Source organism: Priestia sp. BR_2, from assembly GCF_041954005.1.
GTDB classification, from domain to species: Bacteria; Bacillota; Bacilli; order Paenibacillales; family Paenibacillaceae; genus Paenibacillus_AQ; species Paenibacillus_AQ lautus_A.
Genome location: NZ_JAVFHM010000185.1, coordinates 51,342 through 70,388 on the forward strand (window position 1 = coordinate 51,342; position 19,047 = coordinate 70,388).

A 19,047-nucleotide genomic window follows, 5' to 3' on the forward strand; every position below is an offset into this window, starting at 1 on the left:
CAGCGCATCCATCCGTTGGGCGGATCATGCGCTGCCTTATTCCATTTTCCTATTCAGTCAACCGCTTAAGGCTTATTGGAATTGGGGATCTTCTACCGGAGTAGCTACCCAGCCGTTCTCTTCAATAAAGAGACGAACCGCGATGATCTGCTTGTTCTCCATCAGCGTGAAGAAATGAGGCGTGTTTTCCGGTACGGAGATAACGTCGCCCGGCTCAAGCTCTACGTTAAAGTATCCGACATCGTCGGAGCCTTTAATAATGAAGATCCCTTTGCCGCCAACGATCGCACGGATTTCGTCTTCCGAGTGGGTGTGAACTTCTTCGAATTTTTTAAGCAGGTCCTCTATATTGGGCGTGGACTCGGAAAGCGTGATGACATCCCAGATTTTGTAGCCGCGTCTTGCAGCCAGGTCGCGAATTTCTTCGTCAAAAGTGTCCAAAATGCGCTGCTTATCTTCATCACTCAGCTTGAAATTTTCTTGAAGATCTGCCGGGAGTTTATCCATATTCCAATGCTCATAAACAACCTCTTGGTTATTCAGGAATTCCCGAACATTTTCTTCCCCAGTAATGCGTTCGTTCGTGTTGCGAATCACGATTTCTGCCATAGCTTTAACCCTCTTTCTCCCGTTGGATTAATATGTATTATAGCCCCCCTCACCGCATTTGTCATCTGCAAATGTTGATTTGTACCGATAGCTGCGCAATATTTCGACTTTTCTATTGAAAAGTATTCTGATACACTAAGATTTAACGTTTTCGGGGGAGGTTTATGAGTTGAACAAGCCTAGCTTACAAGAAGTGCTTAAAGAACGAATATTAATTCTTGACGGTGCCATGGGCACGATGATCCAGCAAGAGGACCTCTCGGCTGAAGATTTTGGCGGCCCGGAGCTGGATGGCTGCAATGAAATGCTGGTCATTCATCGGCCCGACATCATTCAAAAAATACATGAACAATATCTTGAAGCAGGTGCCGACCTGATTGAAACCAATACATTTGGCGCAACCTCCGTTGTGCTTGCTGAATACGATATACCTGAACTTGCCCGGGAAATCAACCTGAAAGCGGCTCATCTGGCCCGCGCTGCAGTTGAGAAATATTCCACGCCAGACAGCCCGCGATATGTCGTGGGTGCGATGGGTCCGACAACCAAGACGCTGTCGGTTACCGGCGGCGTGACCTTCGCCGAATTGATCGAGAGTTACGAGGAGCAAGCCGTAGCCTTGATTGAAGGCGGCGTGGATGCCCTATTGCTCGAGACGTCGCAGGATACGCTCAATGTGAAAGCAGGGAGCATTGGGATTCGACAAGCGTTTGATAAGACAGGCGTCACCCTTCCCATCATGATATCCGGCACAATCGAACCGATGGGAACAACGCTTGCGGGGCAGAACATCGAGGCGTTTTACATTTCTTTGGAACACTTGAATCCGGTATCCATCGGCCTGAACTGTGCAACGGGTCCGGAGTTCATGCGCGACCATATCCGTTCCTTATCCGAAATGTCGAGAAGCGCGATCAGCTGTTATCCGAATGCGGGTCTGCCTGACGAGAATGGTCAATACCATGAATCTCCTGAATCGCTTGCCCAAAAGATGGGGGCTTTTGCTGAAAAAGGTTGGCTTAACATCGCTGGGGGATGCTGCGGTACGACACCTGACCACATCCGGGCGTTAAAACAAACGATGGATGGCTTCACCCCACGTCCGCTTGAGGGCGGGCACTTGCCGGCATTGTCCGGCATCGAGCCGGTATATATCGAGCAGGAAAACCGCCCGTATATGGTGGGCGAAAGAACAAACGTTTTAGGTTCGCGCAAATTTAAGCGTTTGATCGTGGAAGGAAAATATGAGGAAGCTTCCGAGATCGCTCGTGCTCAAGTCAAGAATGGCGCCCATGTCATTGATGTATGCGTACAGGATCCGGATCGCGAAGAAGCTGAGGATATGATCCAATTCCTGGAGCTGGTGGTCAAAAAGGTGAAGGTGCCGCTGATGATCGACACAACCGATCCGGCAGTCATTGACTTGGCCCTGCAATATTCGCAAGGGAAAGCGATCATTAACTCCATTAACCTTGAAGACGGCGAGGAGAAATTTGAGCATGTGACTCCGTTGGTGCACAAATACGGCGCTGCGGTCGTCGTAGGGACCATCGATGAGAGCGGTCAAGCGATTCATCGCGACGACAAGCTCAAGGTGGCGCAGCGGTCTTATGATCTCTTGGTGAACAAATACGGCATTTCGCCTGAGGATATTATTTTCGACACGCTTGTGTTCCCTGTAGGTACGGGTGACGAGCAGTACATCGGATCAGCCAAGGAAACGATAGAGGGCATTCGCATGATAAAAGAAGCCATGCCCAAAGTGCATACGATCCTCGGCATCAGCAACGTTTCCTTCGGATTGCCGGAAGCGGGCCGTGAAGTGCTGAACTCCGTGTATCTGTACGAATGCACGAAGGCCGGATTGGACTACGCAATCGTGAACACGGAAAAGCTCGAGCGCTATGCCTCCATTCCGGAGGAAGAGCGGCGTCTGGCGGAGGATCTGATTTATCGAACCAATGATGAGACGCTGGCGGCATTCGTCGCCGCGTTCCGGGATAAAAAGGTAGAGAAGAAGGTAAAGGTATCCAATCTGACGCTGGAAGAAAGACTTGCCTCTTATGTGGTGGAAGGCTCCAAGGAAGGCCTGATTCCGGATTTGGATGAAGCCTTGACCAAATACGGCGCGCTGGAGATCATTAATGGCCCGCTAATGGCAGGGATGACCGAGGTTGGCCGCTTGTTTAACAACAACGAGCTCATTGTGGCTGAGGTGCTGCAAAGCGCCGAAGTGATGAAAGCCTCCGTGGCGTATTTGGAATCCTTTATGGAGAAAAACGAGTCGTCGGTCAAAGGGAAAATCATGCTGGCCACCGTGAAGGGCGACGTCCATGATATCGGTAAAAACCTGGTGGAGATCATCTTGTCCAACAATGGTTACCAAATCATTAATTTGGGTATAAAAGTACCACCGGAGCAAATTATCGAGGCTTACCGGCGGGAGCAGCCTGACGCCATCGGGTTATCCGGTTTGTTGGTCAAATCGGCACAGCAGATGGTATCCACCGCCCAGGACTTGAAAAACGCGGGCATTAGCGTTCCGATCATGGTTGGCGGGGCCGCGTTGACGCGGAAGTTCACGAAGACGCGCATCCGCCCCGAATATGACGGAATGGTGCTCTACGCGAAAGACGCGATGGACGGGCTTGCATTGGCCAACCAGCTGAGCGATCCGGTGCTGCGGACCCAAATGGCTGAAGAGATTAAGGCGGAGCAGGAAGCGGATGCAGCGGCGCCACAGGTTGTAAAAGTAATGCCGAAGCTGTCTGAAGGACTCCGATCCAAAATATCGACCGAAGCCCCGGTGTATATACCGCCGGATATGGAGCGGCATGTGCTCCGGAATTATCCGATTTCGCACATCCTGCCTTATATCAACATGCAGATGCTGTTGGGACATCATTTAGGCCTTAAAGGATCCGTGGAACAACTCCTCAAAGCCAATGATCCGAAGGCGGTATCGCTTAAGGAAACCGTTGACGGCATTCTGGAAGAGGCAGTTCAATCGGGAATCATACAGGCACATGCCATGTACCGTTTCTTCCCGGCGCAGTCGCGAGGAAATGATATTATCATATACGATCCAAAGGATGCATCGAAAATATTGCATACCTTTACGTTTCCAAGGCAGCAGGTGGAGCCGTATCTGTGCTTGGCGGACTTCCTGAAATCCGTAGACAGCGGGGTGATGGATTACGTCGGGTTCCTGGTCGTTACGGCAGGGCACGGCGTCGGGAAATTGTCCGGGGAATGGAAGGATAAAGGCGACTATCTCCGTTCCCATGCACTTCAATCGGTTGCCCTGGAAACGGCTGAAGGGCTGGCAGAGCGAATTCACCATATGATGCGGGATACGTGGGGATACCCAGATCCGGCAGACATGACGATGAAACAGCGCCTGGGAGCGAGATACCAAGGCATTCGCGTATCCTTCGGATATCCGGCATGTCCGGATCTGGAGGATCAGGAGCCTTTATTCAAATTGATGCAGCCAGAAGATATCGGCGTTCATCTTACCGAGGGTTTCATGATGGAACCGGAGGCGTCGGTATCCGCGATGGTGTTCAGCCATCCGGAGGCTCATTATTTTAACGTGGATAAAGCTTAACATTTGAATACCGGTACAGCCGGTTTGAAATCCTCCGAATGTTTCGGGGGATTTCTCCGGTTTACAACCGAAAGGGGAGAAGAGGGATGGAACTCTATTTTCTAGGAACAAATGCGGGGGTTCCGACGCTGCAGCGTAACGTGACCTCGATTGCACTGCGAATGCTGGAAGAACGAAGAAGTCTGTGGCTGTTTGATTGTGGAGAAGGCACGCAGCATCAAATATTAAAGTCCCCGCTCAAGCTGTCCAAGCTTGAAAAGGTATTCATTACCCATATGCATGGTGATCATGTATTCGGTTTGCCAGGTTTGCTATCCAGCCGAGGTGCCCAAGGGGTAACGTCACCCCTGACGATATATGGTCCCCCAGGCATCAAAGTCTTCATTGAAACTACGCTGAGCATCAGCCAATCGCGCGTCCCCTATACGATGGAGGTCATCGAGCACACCGGTGGCGTGTTGTTTGAAGACGATAATTTCCTCGTGGAATCGGCCAAGCTGGATCACAGGGCCGAGAGTTACGGCTACCGTGTCGTGGAGAAGGATCTCCCCGGCAGTCTGGACCTGAAACGGTTGGCGGACTATGGACTCAAGCCAGGGCCGCTCTATGGCAAGCTGAAAAGAGGGGAAAGCGTGGAACTCGGCGACGGCCGATGGATTCATGCCTCGGATGTGCTCCTGACACCGAAAAAAGGGAGGGTGGTCACGATTCTCGGGGATACGCGGCCATGCGCAGGCGTGGAGGCTTTGGCCAAGGACGCGGATCTCCTGGTCCATGAGGCCACGTTCATGGAGGATCTGTCGGAGCTCGCGCACGAATACTATCACAGTACCGCCAAACAGGCGGCGGAAGCGGCTGAACGGGCTGGGGTAAAAGCGCTGTTCTTGACCCACTTCAGCTCCCGGTATAAGGATATCGATCATTTACAGCCGCTGCTAAAAGAAGCGCGGGAGATATTTGCGAATACGCGATTGGCGGAGGATTTCGGGTTGTATCCTATCCAGCGTTCCTAGGCACGCACAGCGGTGAATGACGTGGAAATATCGGGTGGTCGGGGGCATTATTTTCCGGGAAAGCGCAGGATGCGACAAAGCGGTTCATAAACGCTAAGACTTGGACAGTCTTCGATTTCTTTCGACGCGTCGACCGTCAGAATGAAGCGATCGGCATGAACCTTGCAACCGGTAATGGGCTTCTTTACAATAATACTATCGGTATTTCTAAGTTCATTATAGTAAAGGACAGCTGAATGCCTGCAGCCATACATATATTAAGGATGATTAACCCTTACAGCACGGCCTTGAATGGTCACCTTTTCATCAGATGAATCATTTATGCCGTGAAGGAAAGAAATAAAGAAGGTGCGTTTATTCATGGAAAAACCAAAAGGATTGCTGATTGACCTGGACGGAACGCTGTACCATGGCCGGAATCGAATCGAGGGGGCTGACCTGCTGATCGAGCGGTTGAAAGAAATGCAGATTCCGTTCCTGTATGTAACGAACAATTCTTCACGCACGCCGGAGCAGGTGGCGGCTCACCTGATGGAGATGGGGATTCCTGCTTTGCCGGAGGAAGTATGCACATCCTCCCTCGCTGCAGCTAAATATATCGCTGAGGAGTCGCCCGGTGCCAAGGTGGCGATGCTCGGGGAAGATGGACTTCGCAAAGCGCTGTTGTCCGCGGGCCTTACCATCGTGGAGCAGTCCCCTGAATACGTCATTCAAGGAATCGACCGCTCGTTTGATTACGAGAAGTTAACCCGTGCCGTTCGCTGGATTCAGGAGGGAGCTGTGTCGATCTTGACCAATCCGGATCTGCAGCTGCCATCCGATACCGGCCTAATGCCTGGTGCTGGCTCGCTTGGGGCTGCGATCGAGGCCGCTTCGGGAGTTAAGCCGACGGTTATCGGTAAGCCGTCCTCGATTTTGATGAAGTATGCCTCGGATCGCTTGGGTTTGGCTCCGGAAGATACTTATGTAATCGGAGATAATATCCGTACGGATATTGCCGCTGGCGTGCATGCCGGCTGCAAGACGGTTCTCGTCATGACCGGAATCACGACCGATCGCAATATGGAAGCGCATTTGGAAGCCGCCGGCGTCACGCCAGACTATATATGCCGGGATTTGAACGAAGTGATCAGCCTGCTGTGTTCATGATAAGCAAAAGTATTATACATAAACTTGTGTCTTGACGAAAGGGAAGATGAATCATGCCGGAACTGCCGGAAATGGAGAATTACCGAAGATTGTTATCTCAGAGCATTCTGAATGTGCCGATCACCGATGTGGTCGTGAACCGTGAAAAATCCTTGAATGTGACGATTGACGAGTTTACTTCGGCCCTGAAGGGAAGCAAGGTCATTTTTGTGGAGCGGAGAGGCAAGCACCTCATATTCCATTTGCATAACGGAGGCAGACTCCTGCTGCATCTGATGCTGGGGGGCATTTTGTATCTGGGAGGCAGGGATGAGGAGCGCCCTTCCCGTTCGACCCAGGTCGAGATCACGTTCGGTGACCAGGTGCTGTATTTTATCGGCCTTCGCCTGGGTTATCTGCATTTTCTAACAGCGAGGGAAACCGAGAACGCCCTAAAAGACCTTGGTCCTGAGCTTCTGGATCGGCGAATGACCAAAGCGCGTTTCGTCGAACTGATTGGAAAACGGCGGGGCGCCTTAAAAACGACGCTGGTCAATCAACAAGTCGTCGCCGGCATCGGCAACTGTTATGCGGACGAGATCGCTTTTGATGCCCGAATCCACCCGCTATCCAAAATTCAGGATTTGCCGGAGGAGTCGCTAGAGCAGCTGTACGACAGCACCGTCAAAGTGATGCACGAGGCAACGGACGGCGGAGGATACATGGAAATGCCCTTTCAGGAAGGGGATGAGCTGACAGGGGCTTATAACGACGAATGCAAAGTGTACGATCGTGAAGGAGAGCCCTGCGTTCGCTGCGGTACGCCGATCGTGAAGGCGGAGCACGCCTCGCGCAAAGTTTTCTTTTGCCCGAATTGCCAGCATGAAGTCTAAAGTCCGGATTGGAAGCCATGTCAGCACACGGGGCGGATTTCTCGCGGCAGCCCAGCATGCAGCCGGGATCGGTTCACTGGCGTATCAGTATTTTCCGAAAAATCCTCGCAGTCTTCACTTGAAGACGCCGGATGTCCGCAATGCTGCGGCTTGCGCGAAGTTTTGTCAGGAGCAGGGTCTCGTCTCGATCGCGCACACGCCTTATCCAACGAATATGGCGGTCGGTTTGACCAGGGGAGAAGAATTTTATCGGTTGACCGTGGATTCCCTTAAGAATGATCTTATGATTGCCGAGGCTTGCGGGTCGCTGGGCATTGTTGTACATTTTGGGCATCTCAAGAGCCAGAACGTGCTTGAAGGGTACCAGAACATTATTCGCTGCATGAATGATGTGCTGGCTTCCTGGGCGGGCAGGGCCAAGCTGCTGATCGAGAATCAGGCGGGAGACCATGGAGCTATGGGAATGACGCTTGAAGAGTGCGTTAAGGTTAGACAGCTTGCCGATTATCCGGAAAAAATAGGCTTTTGTCTGGATACCTGCCACTTGTTTGCCGCCGGAGGCTGGGACTTATCGAATACGGATGAGCTCCTTGCCAGAGGCAAGGAGCTAGCCTATTGGGAATCGGCGGTAGCCGTTCATTTAAACGATTCGAAATATGGAGCCGGCTCAAGAAAAGATCGCCATGCCCGCATCGGGCAAGGCATGATAGGAACAGAAGCATTGAAGCGCCTGGTTCTGGCACCGGAACTTGCGGGTAAGGCATTTGTCTTGGAAAGTGAAAAAGGAGCTGACGGCACGCATCGGGAAGACATCGCCAAGGTGCTGTCCTGGTCCTGATAGGGAGAGGGTAGGATGATTCATCTTTATTTAGACGACTGGCGCCCCAATCCGAAAGGATTCGCGCTGGCTCGAAACGGGGAAGAATGTTTGCTGATGCTCCGTGAATGCGAAGTGGACGTTCTGTCGCTTGATTTCGAACTCGGGCATGGCCAGATGAACGGCGGAGACGTCGTTGCGGCCATGATTGCCGAGAATCTACAGGCTAATGAAATATATTTGCACACCTCAAGCCCGTCGGGCAGAAGAAAAATGTATGAGCTGCTGTATGAGCACATGCCAAAAAGCGTCAAGGTCCACAATGGACCGATGCCCGATTCCGTGCTGCGGGAAGTTGCCCAAGGTTCAAGATGATTGAGGTTACGCAGCGCGAACTGTTGGAGAGGCTAGAATGGCAGGAGCGTCTGATGAAGCGTGACGCGAAGGCGGATCCTGTCATCGTTTTTTTGCATACGCCATTATGCGGTACTTGCGCGGCAGCGCGTAAGATGCTGGATGTCGCGGAGTTTGTGGTGCCCGATGTACAGCTGCTGGCAGCGGACGTGAATTTCCTTCCGGGCATCGTGGAACGGTATCAAATTCGAAGCGTCCCGGCACTGCTCGCGATCCCATCAAGCCCTGGAGCAGACCCGGAAGTGCTTTATCGGATGGGCTCCGTACAGGATATCGTCAGTTTTATTAGGAGCGTGAAGCCATGATTTCTATGCAGCACCTGTCGCTCATTCGGGGGAACCGCCACATTTTGGATGATGTCAGCATTGAAATGAAATCGGATGAGAATTGGGCGATCCTGGGCAGGAACGGATCCGGCAAAACGACGCTGCTGGAAATGATGACGGGATATATGTTCCCTTCCAGTGGACGCGTAGAAGTGCTGGGCCATGTATACGGCCAATGTGACGTTCGGGAGGTTCGTAAATCCATCGGTTATATCAGCCAATCGCTGCTGGAGAAATTGACGCTGAGCGACCCGGTGTGGGAGGTTGTCGCAACAGGGGCGTATGCCTTTTTACGCTTTTATCAGGACATTCCGGAAGAGGCCAGAAGTTTAGCCTACAGCCTGCTGAACGAAATGGATTTCGGCCGCTTGGCGGAGCTGCCTCTCGGGACCTTGTCCCAAGGGGAACGGAAAAAAGTGATGCTGGCACGCTCCCTTATGGCCAATCCGAAGATTCTGATTATGGATGAACCGTGTGCAGGTTTGGATTTGTATGAACGGGAGAAGATGCTGCATGAGATTGACCGGCTGAGGCAGCGTAATATTACGGTCGTGTACGTCACGCATCATGTCGAGGAGATTGTCCCTTTATTTACTCATGTGGCGCTTATTAAAGACGGGCGGTTGACGGCCGCGGGACGCAAAGATGAAGTATTGAACCATGAACTTATCAAACAAACTTATGATATCGACGCTCAGCTGGAATGGGATGGCGGACGTCCCTGGATCAAAGTTATTTCTGGAGGTTAATCCGTTTGGACGAATTAATTGTAATGCAGGAACATGAGGAACAGAATCAGAACCATCGGGATTTTCACAGTAAATGGGTATGCACGGCAAATCATGGTTTCGCTCCGTATGCCCAGGAAGAGCTGCGCCGGATGTTTGGCAGCCTAAAAAGCACCATGATGATGCCAGGCGAGGTGTTTTTGATGACACTCGGCAGCTCCGAAGCTGAGGCTAAGCGGCTGATTACGTCAAAGCCGCCTATTTTCCTGCGGCATCTCTTTCCGGTACAATGGGAAATCGCGGCCGAATCCGTAGACGCAACGCTGCAATTGACAGCAGATCATGTGCTGAGGCGGGAGGAGATTAGCCAAAGCCGCGCATCCATCCAAATCCGCAAGACGGAGAACAGTTCATGGACGGAGAGCCCTGCAGCCCTTCGGGACGATTTGCAGCTTCGCTTGGCACCGCTTGAGCTGGAATACACGGTCCAGGCACCCGAATGGATCATTTCACTATTCGCTGCTGACAATGTCTGGTATGCCGGTGTGTCGCGTCCGGAGGACAACCTCTCGGATTGGAACGGAGGCGCGGTCCGTTTTCAGCGGGAAGAGGGTCAAATCTCAAGAGCCAAATTTAAGCTACTTGAAGCCGAGAAGCAGTTTGGAATACCCTTCGAGACGTTCCGCAAGGCTGTCGATATCGGAGCAGCGCCGGGAGGCTGGACATCCTTTTTATTGGAACGCGGCTTGCAGGTTACGGCGGTAGATCCGGCGAAAATGCACCCCTCCCTGGAAGGGCATAAAAACCTGCGTGTCATCCACAAGAATGCTGCGGACGTAACGTTTAGAGAGCATGAGTTCGATCTGCTGGTATGCGATATGAGCTGGAGTCCCAAACTGATGGCCCGAATGGTGACCGGGCTACTGCACAGCCTTGAAACGGGCGGCACGGCCGTCGTCACGGTCAAGCTGCTGACCAAGAAGCCAATGGCATTGGTGAAGGAGATCATGTCGGTATTTGAAGCGTCCAGAATGCAGATTCAGGGAGCGAAGCAGTTGTTCCATAATCGGGACGAGATTACGCTTTATATGATTAAGTATTAAAAAAGCCTTTACAAGTTCAAGTATTTTGTTCTATAATGATTCCAAAATTAACCAACGGCAACTTAAGGGGAAAGCATCCCGCTATGATCACGTTTCAGTGATACGGCGGAGTGCTTTCCTTTTTTGTTGTGCTTGTAAGTCAGAGGAGAGGGCATTGAGATGAATCAGCCTTGCAAATTGGTGCATGGGGATGTATTGGGTGAGCGTTACGTCATTGACCGCGTCATCGGCGAAGGGGGCATGAGCTGTGTATATCTGGCCGAAGATCTGAAGCTGCCCGGGAAGCAATGGGCGGTGAAGGAGACTTTGTCTGAACCGGGTATGCAGCGCACCGTTCAGGATGAGGCACAGCTTCTGATTAAACTGAGCCATCCGCGTCTGCCGCGCATCGTCGATTTTTTTCGTGATGAGGACAACGGCTATACCTATTTGGTTATGGATTACATTCAAGGCATGACATTGGACAAATATTTCCGGGGTTACCGTGGAAACGTGAATCCGGACTTCATCATGGAGCTGACGGAGCAGCTGCTGGACGTCCTGGAGTATCTTCACCTTCACGAGCCCCAAGTCATATTCAGGGATTTAAAGCCTTCGAACATCATGCTGACCGATCAGCTGGAAGTCCGACTCATCGATTTCGGAATCGCGAGAAGCTACAAGCATGAGAGCGGCGAGGATACGGTCAAGCTCGGCACGGTCGGATTTGCGGCACCGGAGCAATACGGTGGCAGGCAAAGCGATGCCAGATCGGATTTGTACGGATTGGGGGCGCTTCTGCTTTATCTCTCGACCGGCGGCAAATTCAGCGAATGGATCACGGGAGTGGAGCGCCATATTCGCGGCGATTTGCCAAGAGAGTTAGTGCCGGTTATCCGAAAGCTGCTTCAATATGCTCCGGAGCATCGATATCAATCGGCAGCTGAAGTTCGGTCCGCGCTGAAGCGGCAGCATTCGATTTCCGCGAATCTATCTTCGGTTCAAACCAGCACGGTGCCCGGGACGCTTGTTGCGGCCGTACTAGGTGCATCGTCCGGCGTAGGAACAACGCATAGCTGCATCGCCTTCGGACATTTCCTTGCTTCAAGGTACGGAAAGGTAGCTGTCGTTGAAATGAGCGCCAAATCCACCTCGTTCAGCCGCATACAGGAAATAGCGGAGGGCGGAAGGCTCGGCTCTATCCGCAAATTCGAGATTAACGGGATCCACTTTTGGCGACAAACAGCGAGGAGTGAAGTGATTTCGCTGCTCGGGGGCAGTTACGATGCGGTTGTATTGGATTTGGGGGCGTACAGGGACAGCGAAAGGCTGGAGGAATTCCTGCGGGCCGATCTGCCGATTGTTATCGGTTCGGGAGCGGAGTGGAGGCGGCATGATGTGGCAACGCTGGCCCGAATGCTGTCCAGGCACCCGCAGCCGGGCCGGATCTATGCCCTGCCCCTTGCCGGAGAAGAAACGATTCAGGAGATGAGGAAAACGCTAGGCACGAATAAGGTTTATGCCTTGCCCCTGCAATTGGACCCTTTCGAAATACCTGACAGCAGTCGGCAGGCATTCGCCCGGCTCTTCCAGGACTACTTGCCGCAGGCTGAACGGAAGCGAAGATTCAGGTTTCTTAAGAATTGACCGCATTTGAACTGAAGGAGATGAAGCCATGCCGATTATCAGGAGGCGAAGCCGCAAACTGATATTTGCCGGACTTGCCGGCGCAGCCGTAACTGGGGCTGTATGTGCCGGCGCCATGTTGTATTATGTGCACGGCTCTAAAGAGGAGCGGCACGTGGAGCGCACCCAATACGAGCAGCGAATCGCGGAGCTTGAAGAGACCCAGCTGCAGCAGCTCAATTCGATGCAGGCGGCATGGGTCCCGGTAAGAGATATTCCGCCGGGTCATTTCATAGAAGCCGAGGACATCAAGGAAGTGCGTTTGCCGTATGACGGCTCGTCCGGCAATCTCTTCTCGGGCAGGGAAGAGATTGCCGGGAAGGGCGCCAAGATCGAGCTGCTTCAGGGAATGCCGATTACCGGCGCGATGCTCTTTGAAGAGGAGCCGACGCGGCCCGATCTCCGTCACCGGGAGATGAAATCCGTATATCTGCCAAGCGACTTGCGCAAGGGGAATGTCATTGATGTTAGAGTCCAGTTCCCAACCGGACAGGATTACATCGTTTTATCCAAAAAGAAGATCGACAGGCTCCAAAATTCGGCATTTTGGACAACGTTAAGCGAGCAGGAAATCTTATTGCTCTCCAGCGCATTGGTTGACGCTTATCTGCATGATGCTACGCTCTATGCGCTTACCTATGTAGAACCCGAGCTGCAAGAGAGAGCGATTCCGAACTATCCGCCGAACGCGGAGGTGACGAAGCTGATTGCAAGCAACCCGAATATCGTGAAGAAAGCCGAGAAGCAATTGGAGCTTACGCTCCGAAACACGCTGGAAGACGATTTAAGCAAACTCCAGCCGAGTCAGCAAGCGCAAGTGTCTGACATGCCTCCTAATTCCGCCTATGCTGGCGGAGCCAGGAGTCCGGATTCTTGGAGCCCGGCATCCAATATAAATCCCCCTGCAAAATCCGCTACCGGAACGAGTTACGATGGCATTCTCCCGAACGATGACGTGAATACGGAGGATACGCTTCGGGAAGAGAAGGCTTCGGAGGCCGAGCAGATTTTGGGGTCAACCGGGAGGACAGATGCCCAGGACGGCAGTGATAAGACACCGCCAGAGGCTGATTTCATATTCTCGAGTCCGTAGGAATGACAAAGTGAGCCCCTGAGAACAGTTGGTAAGAGAAGGAGTGTAACCAAAGTGAAGAGGTGGATATTTTCGGGCATCTGCGACAAGAGCGATATGCTCCTGTACATGTGCAAAATACTAGCCAATGGAGACAGCAGGGTGCTGCTCGTCGATGGCGCGATAGATGCGAAGTACAGACATTGCATTAGCGTAATGCATCCCCAGCTGCCGGTCATGGAGTTTGCCGGTTTCGACGTGGCAACAGGATTTGGGAGTTATACGTCACTGATGGATTATCTGGAAGAAATGAATGAGAAGAAATATGACTATATTGTGATGGACGTGGAGAAGCCGCAATTTATGGACAAGGATCAGTGGGATACGGCGGATGCCCATGTTTGGGTCAGCGGATTCGAAGTAACGGGATTGCGAAAGAGCGCGGCCTTGCTGGATGAACTAAGAGCAGCAAGAACAGATGACCCGCTGCCGCCTTTCCATCGCGTATACGTACAGGTTATCGAAGACCTGGCGGACGGGTCCTATATTGAAGGCTTTATGAAGGATAGCCGGATTCAATGGCTGGGCCCCCCTGTGAAGATGCCTTGGGATGAGTTGTTTTTTGCGCTGAAAATAAAAAACGAACATGCAGGCAGACTGGGCATCAAGCCATTGTCACGACAGTATAAGCGGTCGCTTACCGAACTGATACGGATCCTAACGGAGATGGAGCAGCGGCATATCCGCCGGGCGTTTAGGCAAGCGGGAAGGAGGCATGCATGAGTCTGATTGCTGTATGGAGCCCATTAAAAAGCGGGAGCGGCAGCACGCTGTTGGCCGCATGTTTACCGATCGTATTGGCGTTTGAATACCAGGTCAAAGTGCTGCTTGCCCATGGTGGACAAGCAGGAGAACGAGTGGAACAGGCCTTTGCGCTGAAGGAGGAAGCGTTCGATTATATGGCGGCGTTTCAGGATACCGGATTGGATGCCCTCGAACGGCTCAATGCAAGCGGGAGGCTGAGTCCGGATAATGTCCGCAATTATGCCCTGCCGCTGCTGTCTGATCGGCTAGATCTTTTGTGCGGACCGAAGCCGACGTCGGCCAATGATTTCAGTTCTGCTAGACATGCGGAAGGCGTGAATCGGACTGAACTAATGTTCAAGGTCTTGGCATCCTCCAAACGAAGTTATGACGTTACCGTAGCGGATGCCGGCAATGGTGTTCCCCGAGCTGCGGATCGTGCAATACTTCAAGTGGCAGACTTGATCATCGTTGGATTGAATCAGAATTTGCATGTCCTGAAGAGAGAGCTTGAGAAGGAAAGACTTCCTCCGGAGCTGAAGGAAAAAGACTGCTTGTACATGATCGGCAAATATGATCGGGAGAGCAGCTGCACACTGCAAAATATGAAGCGCCGCTTTGGAATCAAAACGATGGCGGTTGGCGTTCCGTATTGCTCCCGCATGACGGATGCATGGAATATGAGTTCGATTATTCCCTACATGCAGCGCAACCGTGGGGGCGCGGACCTGAAAGGTTTGAATTCACTGTATAATGCCGTCCGTCACCTGGCTGATGCGTCGGCTGAACAGCTCGGACTTCCGTCCGGCCGTTCGAAAGCGGGGGGCCTGCATGCTTTTGGGTAACGCCTTGAACACGATGTGGATCATCATCCTGGTTTTGTTAGTCGTGTTGTTTGTCTATCTGCGTTATATGGATACCCGCAAACCGGCGGCTGCTATAACGCGGGGCTCGGATCCCTATTCGATCGAAGCCATGACGGCATTTGTTAAGGAAAGCCTGCATCAGCTGACGCACAGCCAATTGTCTGATTTAGGGCTGCACGAAGAAGCGTATCGCCGCAGGCTGAACAAGCGGAGCGAATTGCGAAGCGCGCTCAAGGGCTGCGTATCCGGTGATGCGATGGACAAGGCGTATGTTAAGGATTTTTTAAAGCAGCTGCTTGTCAAGGATCTGGGATTGAACGAGTCCAACATTGATGCAGCCATTCCGTTTGAAAGCCTAACCGAATTAACGGCCCAGGATCAATTCGAGATTCTCTTGTACTTGTACCAGCAGCGGCACGGGGAGGATGCTTTATCCGTACTTCTGGAGACATACGATCTTGCGCAGCCTCGCGTCATTCCCGGTTACGGGGAGGGCAGCGTTTATGCGGTTACCGCGGAAGACATTGCTTATATTTATGAGTCAGAGCAGCGTACGCTTCTGTTTCAGGAGAAGCTGGATATCGTCGTTCAGCGCATTTATCAGCAGTACAAAGGATTTTCCGTCGTGGATGAAATCAGGGATCAGCGGATTGACGGGATCAGTGGGGGAGTCAGCGGCGTTCCCGTCGACCGCGATAGCGGACAGGATACTTTTTACGGACCGGATGATTTTTTGGGGCTCGGTCTTTCGAATGCCGAATTGCCTGCATCAGGCTGTGAGAGCGTCTGGATTTTTTACCGGGGTGTCTCGCTTCATCTTGCTTTTTTATCGTTTGGTTCGATGCTGGAGCTTAAGCGGGTATGTCAAAACATATACAAATATAATCATCCGGGACAGCTGTCGGAAGCCAGCGGTTATAAAGTGAATGAGATGAAGGATGGCTCCAGGGTTGTTGTGGTAAGGCCACCGTTTGCCGAATCCTGGGCATTTTTTGTACGCAAGTTCGATTTGCCCAAGGCTACGCTTGATCAATTGATTACGGGGAGCGGCTCCGAGCTGGTGATCGGTTTATTGAAATATATGATGAGAGGCAGCCGGATTACGGCGATTACCGGTGCTCAAGGATCAGGAAAAACTACGCTGCTGATGGCAATGGTTGGCCATATCTATGCCTCCTATACCCTCCGGGTTCAGGAGATGGCCTTCGAGCTTCACTTAAGGAAAATCTACAGCCGCAGGAACATTCTCAGCTTCAGGGAAACGGAGCATATCAGCGGACAGGCAGGGCTGGATCTGCAGAAGAAAACCGACGGTACGGTCAATATCCTTGGTGAGGTTGCTAGCGACGAGGTTGCGTCATGGATGATACAGATGTCTCAAGTGGCAAGTCTGTTTACCGTGTTTACCCATCATGCCAAGACATTCAGGGATTTGGTTCAATCCCTGCGCAACTCCCTGCTCAAGAGCGGCGCGTTCAGGCAAGAGCACATTGCCGAGCAGCAGGTGGTCAGCGTGATCAACTTTGACATTCATATGAGAAGAGACGCTTTCGGTAACCGTTACATAGAGCGAATTACAGAGTGCATTCCGGTGGATAAGGGGGCTCTGCCGCAATTCGAAGCTTCTACGGAAAACAATTGGAAGAGCAGCATGGAGGAGTATTTTCATTTAAGCTCAGAGCATATGCGGAGACTGAACGAGGACCGCTGCTATGTGTCCCGCAATGTGATTGAATACCGGGACGGTGCATATATTGCTTGCGCCAAACTATCCGAAATCAGCATTCGCGAAATGACCGAGCAGATGCATCCGGAGGATGCGGAGGAATTCAGAATATTTCTGGACTCGGGCTGGGGGGAACAACGTGGCCTCTAAAGACGTGTTAAGCCTGATATTCATTACATCCCTGACGCTGTTCTCGATTACGTTCGGTTTGGTGTCGTGGATGTCCAGAAGACGAGGAAACCGTGGAAATTATGCCGGAAGGTTCGATGCGGGTGAAGCAAAGTCGTTTCGCGGTATATACCGCCAATGGTTCCAATTGGCTTATATGTATGGAGTGAAACTCCCGCTCGTCCAATCGTATATCAAACGGATCAGACAGAGAATCGCGATCATCCATCCTTATGATGAAATTTCGCTTCGGTATGAGACGGTGAAGCTTGCCTGCGCGATTACAGGGATTATCGGATTAACGGCCTTATTGCTGATATGGAGTCATCCGGACCTGGGGTTTATCGTGATAGTCATCCTTGCCGCCGTGGTTATTAACAATATGCTTGTTGAGATGTTCATTAACCGGCTGGAGCGGAAGCTGCTTGTTCAATCGGTTGAATTGTTCTCCCTCGTCCGTCATCATTATCAGCAGCATGGAATGGTCGAGGAGGCTTTGTATGAAGGGGCAGAGACTTCGGGACATGAAATCTCCATACATGCCCATCGGATCTATAATGCCCTCGTATCCCAAGATCCTAATGATGAGCTGGAGCGATATTATGAGGTAGCGCCTAACCGGTATTTAAAGGCGTTTGCGGGCATTTCCCATCTGGTAATGGAGTTTGGCGATCATGCGAGAAAACAAGGCTCTATTTATCTCCTTGGGCTCAGCGGTTTGACCAAGGAAATCCAATTGGAAATATTGCGAAGAGACAAGCTTGATTACTTGATGAAGGGCTTGAATGCAATTGCGCTGGCCCCGGTTTTTTTTACGAAACCGATCGAACGGTGGGCGAGAAGCAGTTTTCCGTCGATGGATGAGTTTTACATGAGCAAGCTCGGATTTGTGACCAAGATATCCATTTACGTCATTATCCTGATTTCTTACATCCTGCTCCAGAAGCTCCAGCAAAATCGGGAAACCGACTACCGTGCAGTGGCAAGCAAGGTGTCGTGGGAAGAAAGAATGTACCGAATTCCAACTATTCGCTGGCTTGCGGGGATCATGACCCCGACCCCAGGCACGATGAAATATGACAGCCGGGTTCGGCTGCTGAAGGAGAGCAATGCGAAAATCAAATTCGAGTGGCTGTATATCAGAAGGGTAACGTTTTTTTTCCTCGGTTTCTTTTTAGCGCTGTCGCTGGCCGTTGGACTGCATGTACAGTCTAGGCATCATTTGTTGTATGTCCCCGTTCCATTAAATCATTCTCTGTTCGGACAGATGAATGATGTTGAGCGCTTGCAGGCAGAGGAGACTGCCCGGCGGGATCGGGTGATCATGGAGCAGCTGCAAATGTCAACGAAAGCAACGCATGATCAGATCCAACAGGCCGTAAGAGATACAGATTCTGTTGGTTTGACCAAGGAACAAATTGAGATTGCAGCCGATCGAATCATGACCAAGCTGAAGCGGTATGATAGCGAGTATTTGAAGTGGTGGGAGCTGCTGCTCTCCTTCATGGCAGGTATTGCAGGTTATGGGGCGCCACTGTGGCTGCTGTATTTTCACCGGAAAGTGCGAAACATGGAAATGCGGCATGAAGTATATCAATTTCAGACGGTCATATCGATCCTGCGCGGTATGGAGCGAATCACGGTTGAAGTTATATTGGAATGGCTTAACCGGTTCGCCGTTATTTTCAAGGTTCCCATTCAAAAAAGCCTGCTTCACTATGAACATGGCGCGCAGTTGGCTTTACTGGAGCTGAAGGAAGACGTCTGGTTACCCGAATTTCAACGGTTGGTGGACAAGCTGATCCTTGCGGTGGATAAAGTTCCGATCAAGGACGTATTCGACGATCTCGACGGGGAGATGATATTCAGCTTCGAGCAGCGCAAGCAGGAATATGAAGCGATGATCGACACGAAAGCCGCATGGGCGCGGATGATCGGTTTTACTCCGATGTATGCGCTGATCTTTATGTATCTTGTCATTCCGCTGATCGGCATGAGTTTCTCCCAAATGGAAACGTATTATGAGCAAATTCAACGACTTTGAAGCAATACAAGGCCTAAGCACTACTGAAACGATAATCACTAGGTTCATAAAAAACAATAAG

The 19,047-nt window shown here is 51.6% G+C and carries 16 protein-coding genes; 15 read left to right on the forward strand and 1 reads right to left on the reverse strand.

Going from position 1 to position 19,047, the window contains the following annotated elements; genetic code table 11:
* Positions 1–72: 72 nt before the first annotated feature.
* On the reverse strand, positions 73–609 hold the full coding sequence (locus RB298_RS09625) for a cupin domain-containing protein (protein WP_090911665.1): 537 nt from the start codon (positions 607–609) through the stop codon (positions 73–75).
* Between the two features lie 169 nt (positions 610–778).
* On the opposite strand from RB298_RS09625, the gene metH reads away from it, so the two are divergent.
* The 15 genes from metH (at position 779) to RB298_RS09700 (ending at position 18,986) form a co-directional block, all read left to right on the forward strand.
* On the forward strand, positions 779–4,219 hold the full coding sequence (gene metH, locus RB298_RS09630; protein WP_486046954.1) for a methionine synthase: 3,441 nt from the start codon (positions 779–781) through the stop codon (positions 4,217–4,219).
* An 86-nt stretch (positions 4,220–4,305) separates the two neighbouring features.
* Entirely contained in the window at positions 4,306–5,232 is a 927-nt protein-coding gene (gene rnz, locus RB298_RS09635) for a ribonuclease Z (RefSeq protein ID WP_486046955.1), read from the forward strand.
* Between the two features lie 360 nt (positions 5,233–5,592).
* On the forward strand, positions 5,593–6,381 hold the full coding sequence (locus RB298_RS09640; RefSeq protein ID WP_192572354.1) for a TIGR01457 family HAD-type hydrolase: 789 nt from the start codon (positions 5,593–5,595) through the stop codon (positions 6,379–6,381).
* 53 nt (positions 6,382–6,434) lie between these two features.
* Positions 6,435–7,253 (forward strand): DNA-formamidopyrimidine glycosylase, encoded by an 819-nt coding sequence (gene mutM, locus RB298_RS09645; protein ID WP_213577890.1) that lies wholly within the window; start codon positions 6,435–6,437, stop codon positions 7,251–7,253.
* The gene (locus tag RB298_RS09650; RefSeq protein ID WP_096773381.1) at positions 7,243–8,091 is read left to right on the forward strand and encodes a deoxyribonuclease IV; all 849 of its coding nucleotides are present in this window, start codon (positions 7,243–7,245) and stop codon (positions 8,089–8,091) included. The genes mutM and RB298_RS09650 overlap by 11 nt, the downstream gene beginning before the upstream one ends.
* Positions 8,092–8,106: 15 nt before the next feature.
* Positions 8,107–8,445, forward strand: a complete 339-nt coding sequence (locus tag RB298_RS09655) for a cyclic-phosphate processing receiver domain-containing protein (protein ID WP_096773382.1) — start codon at positions 8,107–8,109, stop codon at positions 8,443–8,445.
* A gap of 53 nt (positions 8,446–8,498) precedes the next feature.
* On the forward strand, positions 8,499–8,789 hold the full coding sequence (locus RB298_RS09660) for a thioredoxin family protein (protein WP_249732685.1): 291 nt from the start codon (positions 8,499–8,501) through the stop codon (positions 8,787–8,789).
* On the forward strand, positions 8,786–9,559 hold the full coding sequence (locus RB298_RS09665) for an ABC transporter ATP-binding protein (protein ID WP_486046956.1): 774 nt from the start codon (positions 8,786–8,788) through the stop codon (positions 9,557–9,559). The genes RB298_RS09660 and RB298_RS09665 overlap by 4 nt, the downstream gene beginning before the upstream one ends.
* A gap of 5 nt (positions 9,560–9,564) precedes the next feature.
* Positions 9,565–10,641: an SAM-dependent methyltransferase gene (locus RB298_RS09670; protein WP_486046957.1), complete on the forward strand. Its 1,077-nt coding sequence runs from the start codon at positions 9,565–9,567 to the stop codon at positions 10,639–10,641.
* 159 nt (positions 10,642–10,800) lie between these two features.
* Positions 10,801–12,267 carry a serine/threonine protein kinase gene (locus tag RB298_RS09675; RefSeq protein WP_486046958.1) on the forward strand — a complete coding sequence of 489 codons (1,467 nt, stop codon included), beginning with the start codon at positions 10,801–10,803 and terminating at the stop codon, positions 12,265–12,267.
* 28 nt (positions 12,268–12,295) lie between these two features.
* Positions 12,296–13,399 (forward strand): SAF domain-containing protein, encoded by a 1,104-nt coding sequence (locus RB298_RS09680; RefSeq protein ID WP_213577902.1) that lies wholly within the window; start codon positions 12,296–12,298, stop codon positions 13,397–13,399.
* 54 nt (positions 13,400–13,453) lie between these two features.
* On the forward strand, positions 13,454–14,161 hold the full coding sequence (locus tag RB298_RS09685; RefSeq protein ID WP_486046959.1) for a hypothetical protein: 708 nt from the start codon (positions 13,454–13,456) through the stop codon (positions 14,159–14,161).
* Positions 14,158–15,027, forward strand: a complete 870-nt coding sequence (locus tag RB298_RS09690) for a CpaE/TadZ family protein (protein ID WP_486046960.1) — start codon at positions 14,158–14,160, stop codon at positions 15,025–15,027. Before RB298_RS09685 ends, RB298_RS09690 begins: the two co-directional genes overlap by 4 nt.
* Positions 15,014–16,924: a pilus assembly protein CpaF gene (locus RB298_RS09695; RefSeq protein WP_486046961.1), complete on the forward strand. Its 1,911-nt coding sequence runs from the start codon at positions 15,014–15,016 to the stop codon at positions 16,922–16,924. Before RB298_RS09690 ends, RB298_RS09695 begins: the two co-directional genes overlap by 14 nt.
* Positions 16,914–18,986, forward strand: a complete 2,073-nt coding sequence (locus RB298_RS09700) for a hypothetical protein (protein ID WP_486046962.1) — start codon at positions 16,914–16,916, stop codon at positions 18,984–18,986. Before RB298_RS09695 ends, RB298_RS09700 begins: the two co-directional genes overlap by 11 nt.
* The last annotated feature ends 61 nt before the right edge of the window (positions 18,987–19,047 follow it).

What these genes read in the sequence shown, in the direction of transcription:
- RB298_RS09655 (WP_096773382.1), top strand. Translation starts at nt 8,107, where the DNA reads ATGATTCATCTTTATTTAGACGACTGGCGCCCCAATCCGAAAGGATTC.
- RB298_RS09680 (WP_213577902.1), top strand. Translation starts at nt 12,296, where the DNA reads ATGCCGATTATCAGGAGGCGAAGCCGCAAACTGATATTTGCCGGACTT.
- RB298_RS09650 (WP_096773381.1), top strand. Translation starts at nt 7,243, where the DNA reads ATGAAGTCTAAAGTCCGGATTGGAAGCCATGTCAGCACACGGGGCGGA.
- rnz (WP_486046955.1), top strand. Translation starts at nt 4,306, where the DNA reads ATGGAACTCTATTTTCTAGGAACAAATGCGGGGGTTCCGACGCTGCAG.
- mutM (WP_213577890.1), top strand. Translation starts at nt 6,435, where the DNA reads ATGCCGGAACTGCCGGAAATGGAGAATTACCGAAGATTGTTATCTCAG.
- RB298_RS09640 (WP_192572354.1), top strand. Translation starts at nt 5,593, where the DNA reads ATGGAAAAACCAAAAGGATTGCTGATTGACCTGGACGGAACGCTGTAC.
- RB298_RS09690 (WP_486046960.1), top strand. Translation starts at nt 14,158, where the DNA reads ATGAGTCTGATTGCTGTATGGAGCCCATTAAAAAGCGGGAGCGGCAGC.
- RB298_RS09665 (WP_486046956.1), top strand. Translation starts at nt 8,786, where the DNA reads ATGATTTCTATGCAGCACCTGTCGCTCATTCGGGGGAACCGCCACATT.
- RB298_RS09675 (WP_486046958.1), top strand. Translation starts at nt 10,801, where the DNA reads ATGAATCAGCCTTGCAAATTGGTGCATGGGGATGTATTGGGTGAGCGT.
- RB298_RS09695 (WP_486046961.1), top strand. Translation starts at nt 15,014, where the DNA reads ATGCTTTTGGGTAACGCCTTGAACACGATGTGGATCATCATCCTGGTT.
- RB298_RS09625 (WP_090911665.1), bottom strand. Translation starts at nt 609, where the DNA reads ATGGCAGAAATCGTGATTCGCAACACGAACGAACGCATTACTGGGGAA.
- RB298_RS09660 (WP_249732685.1), top strand. Translation starts at nt 8,499, where the DNA reads ATGAAGCGTGACGCGAAGGCGGATCCTGTCATCGTTTTTTTGCATACG.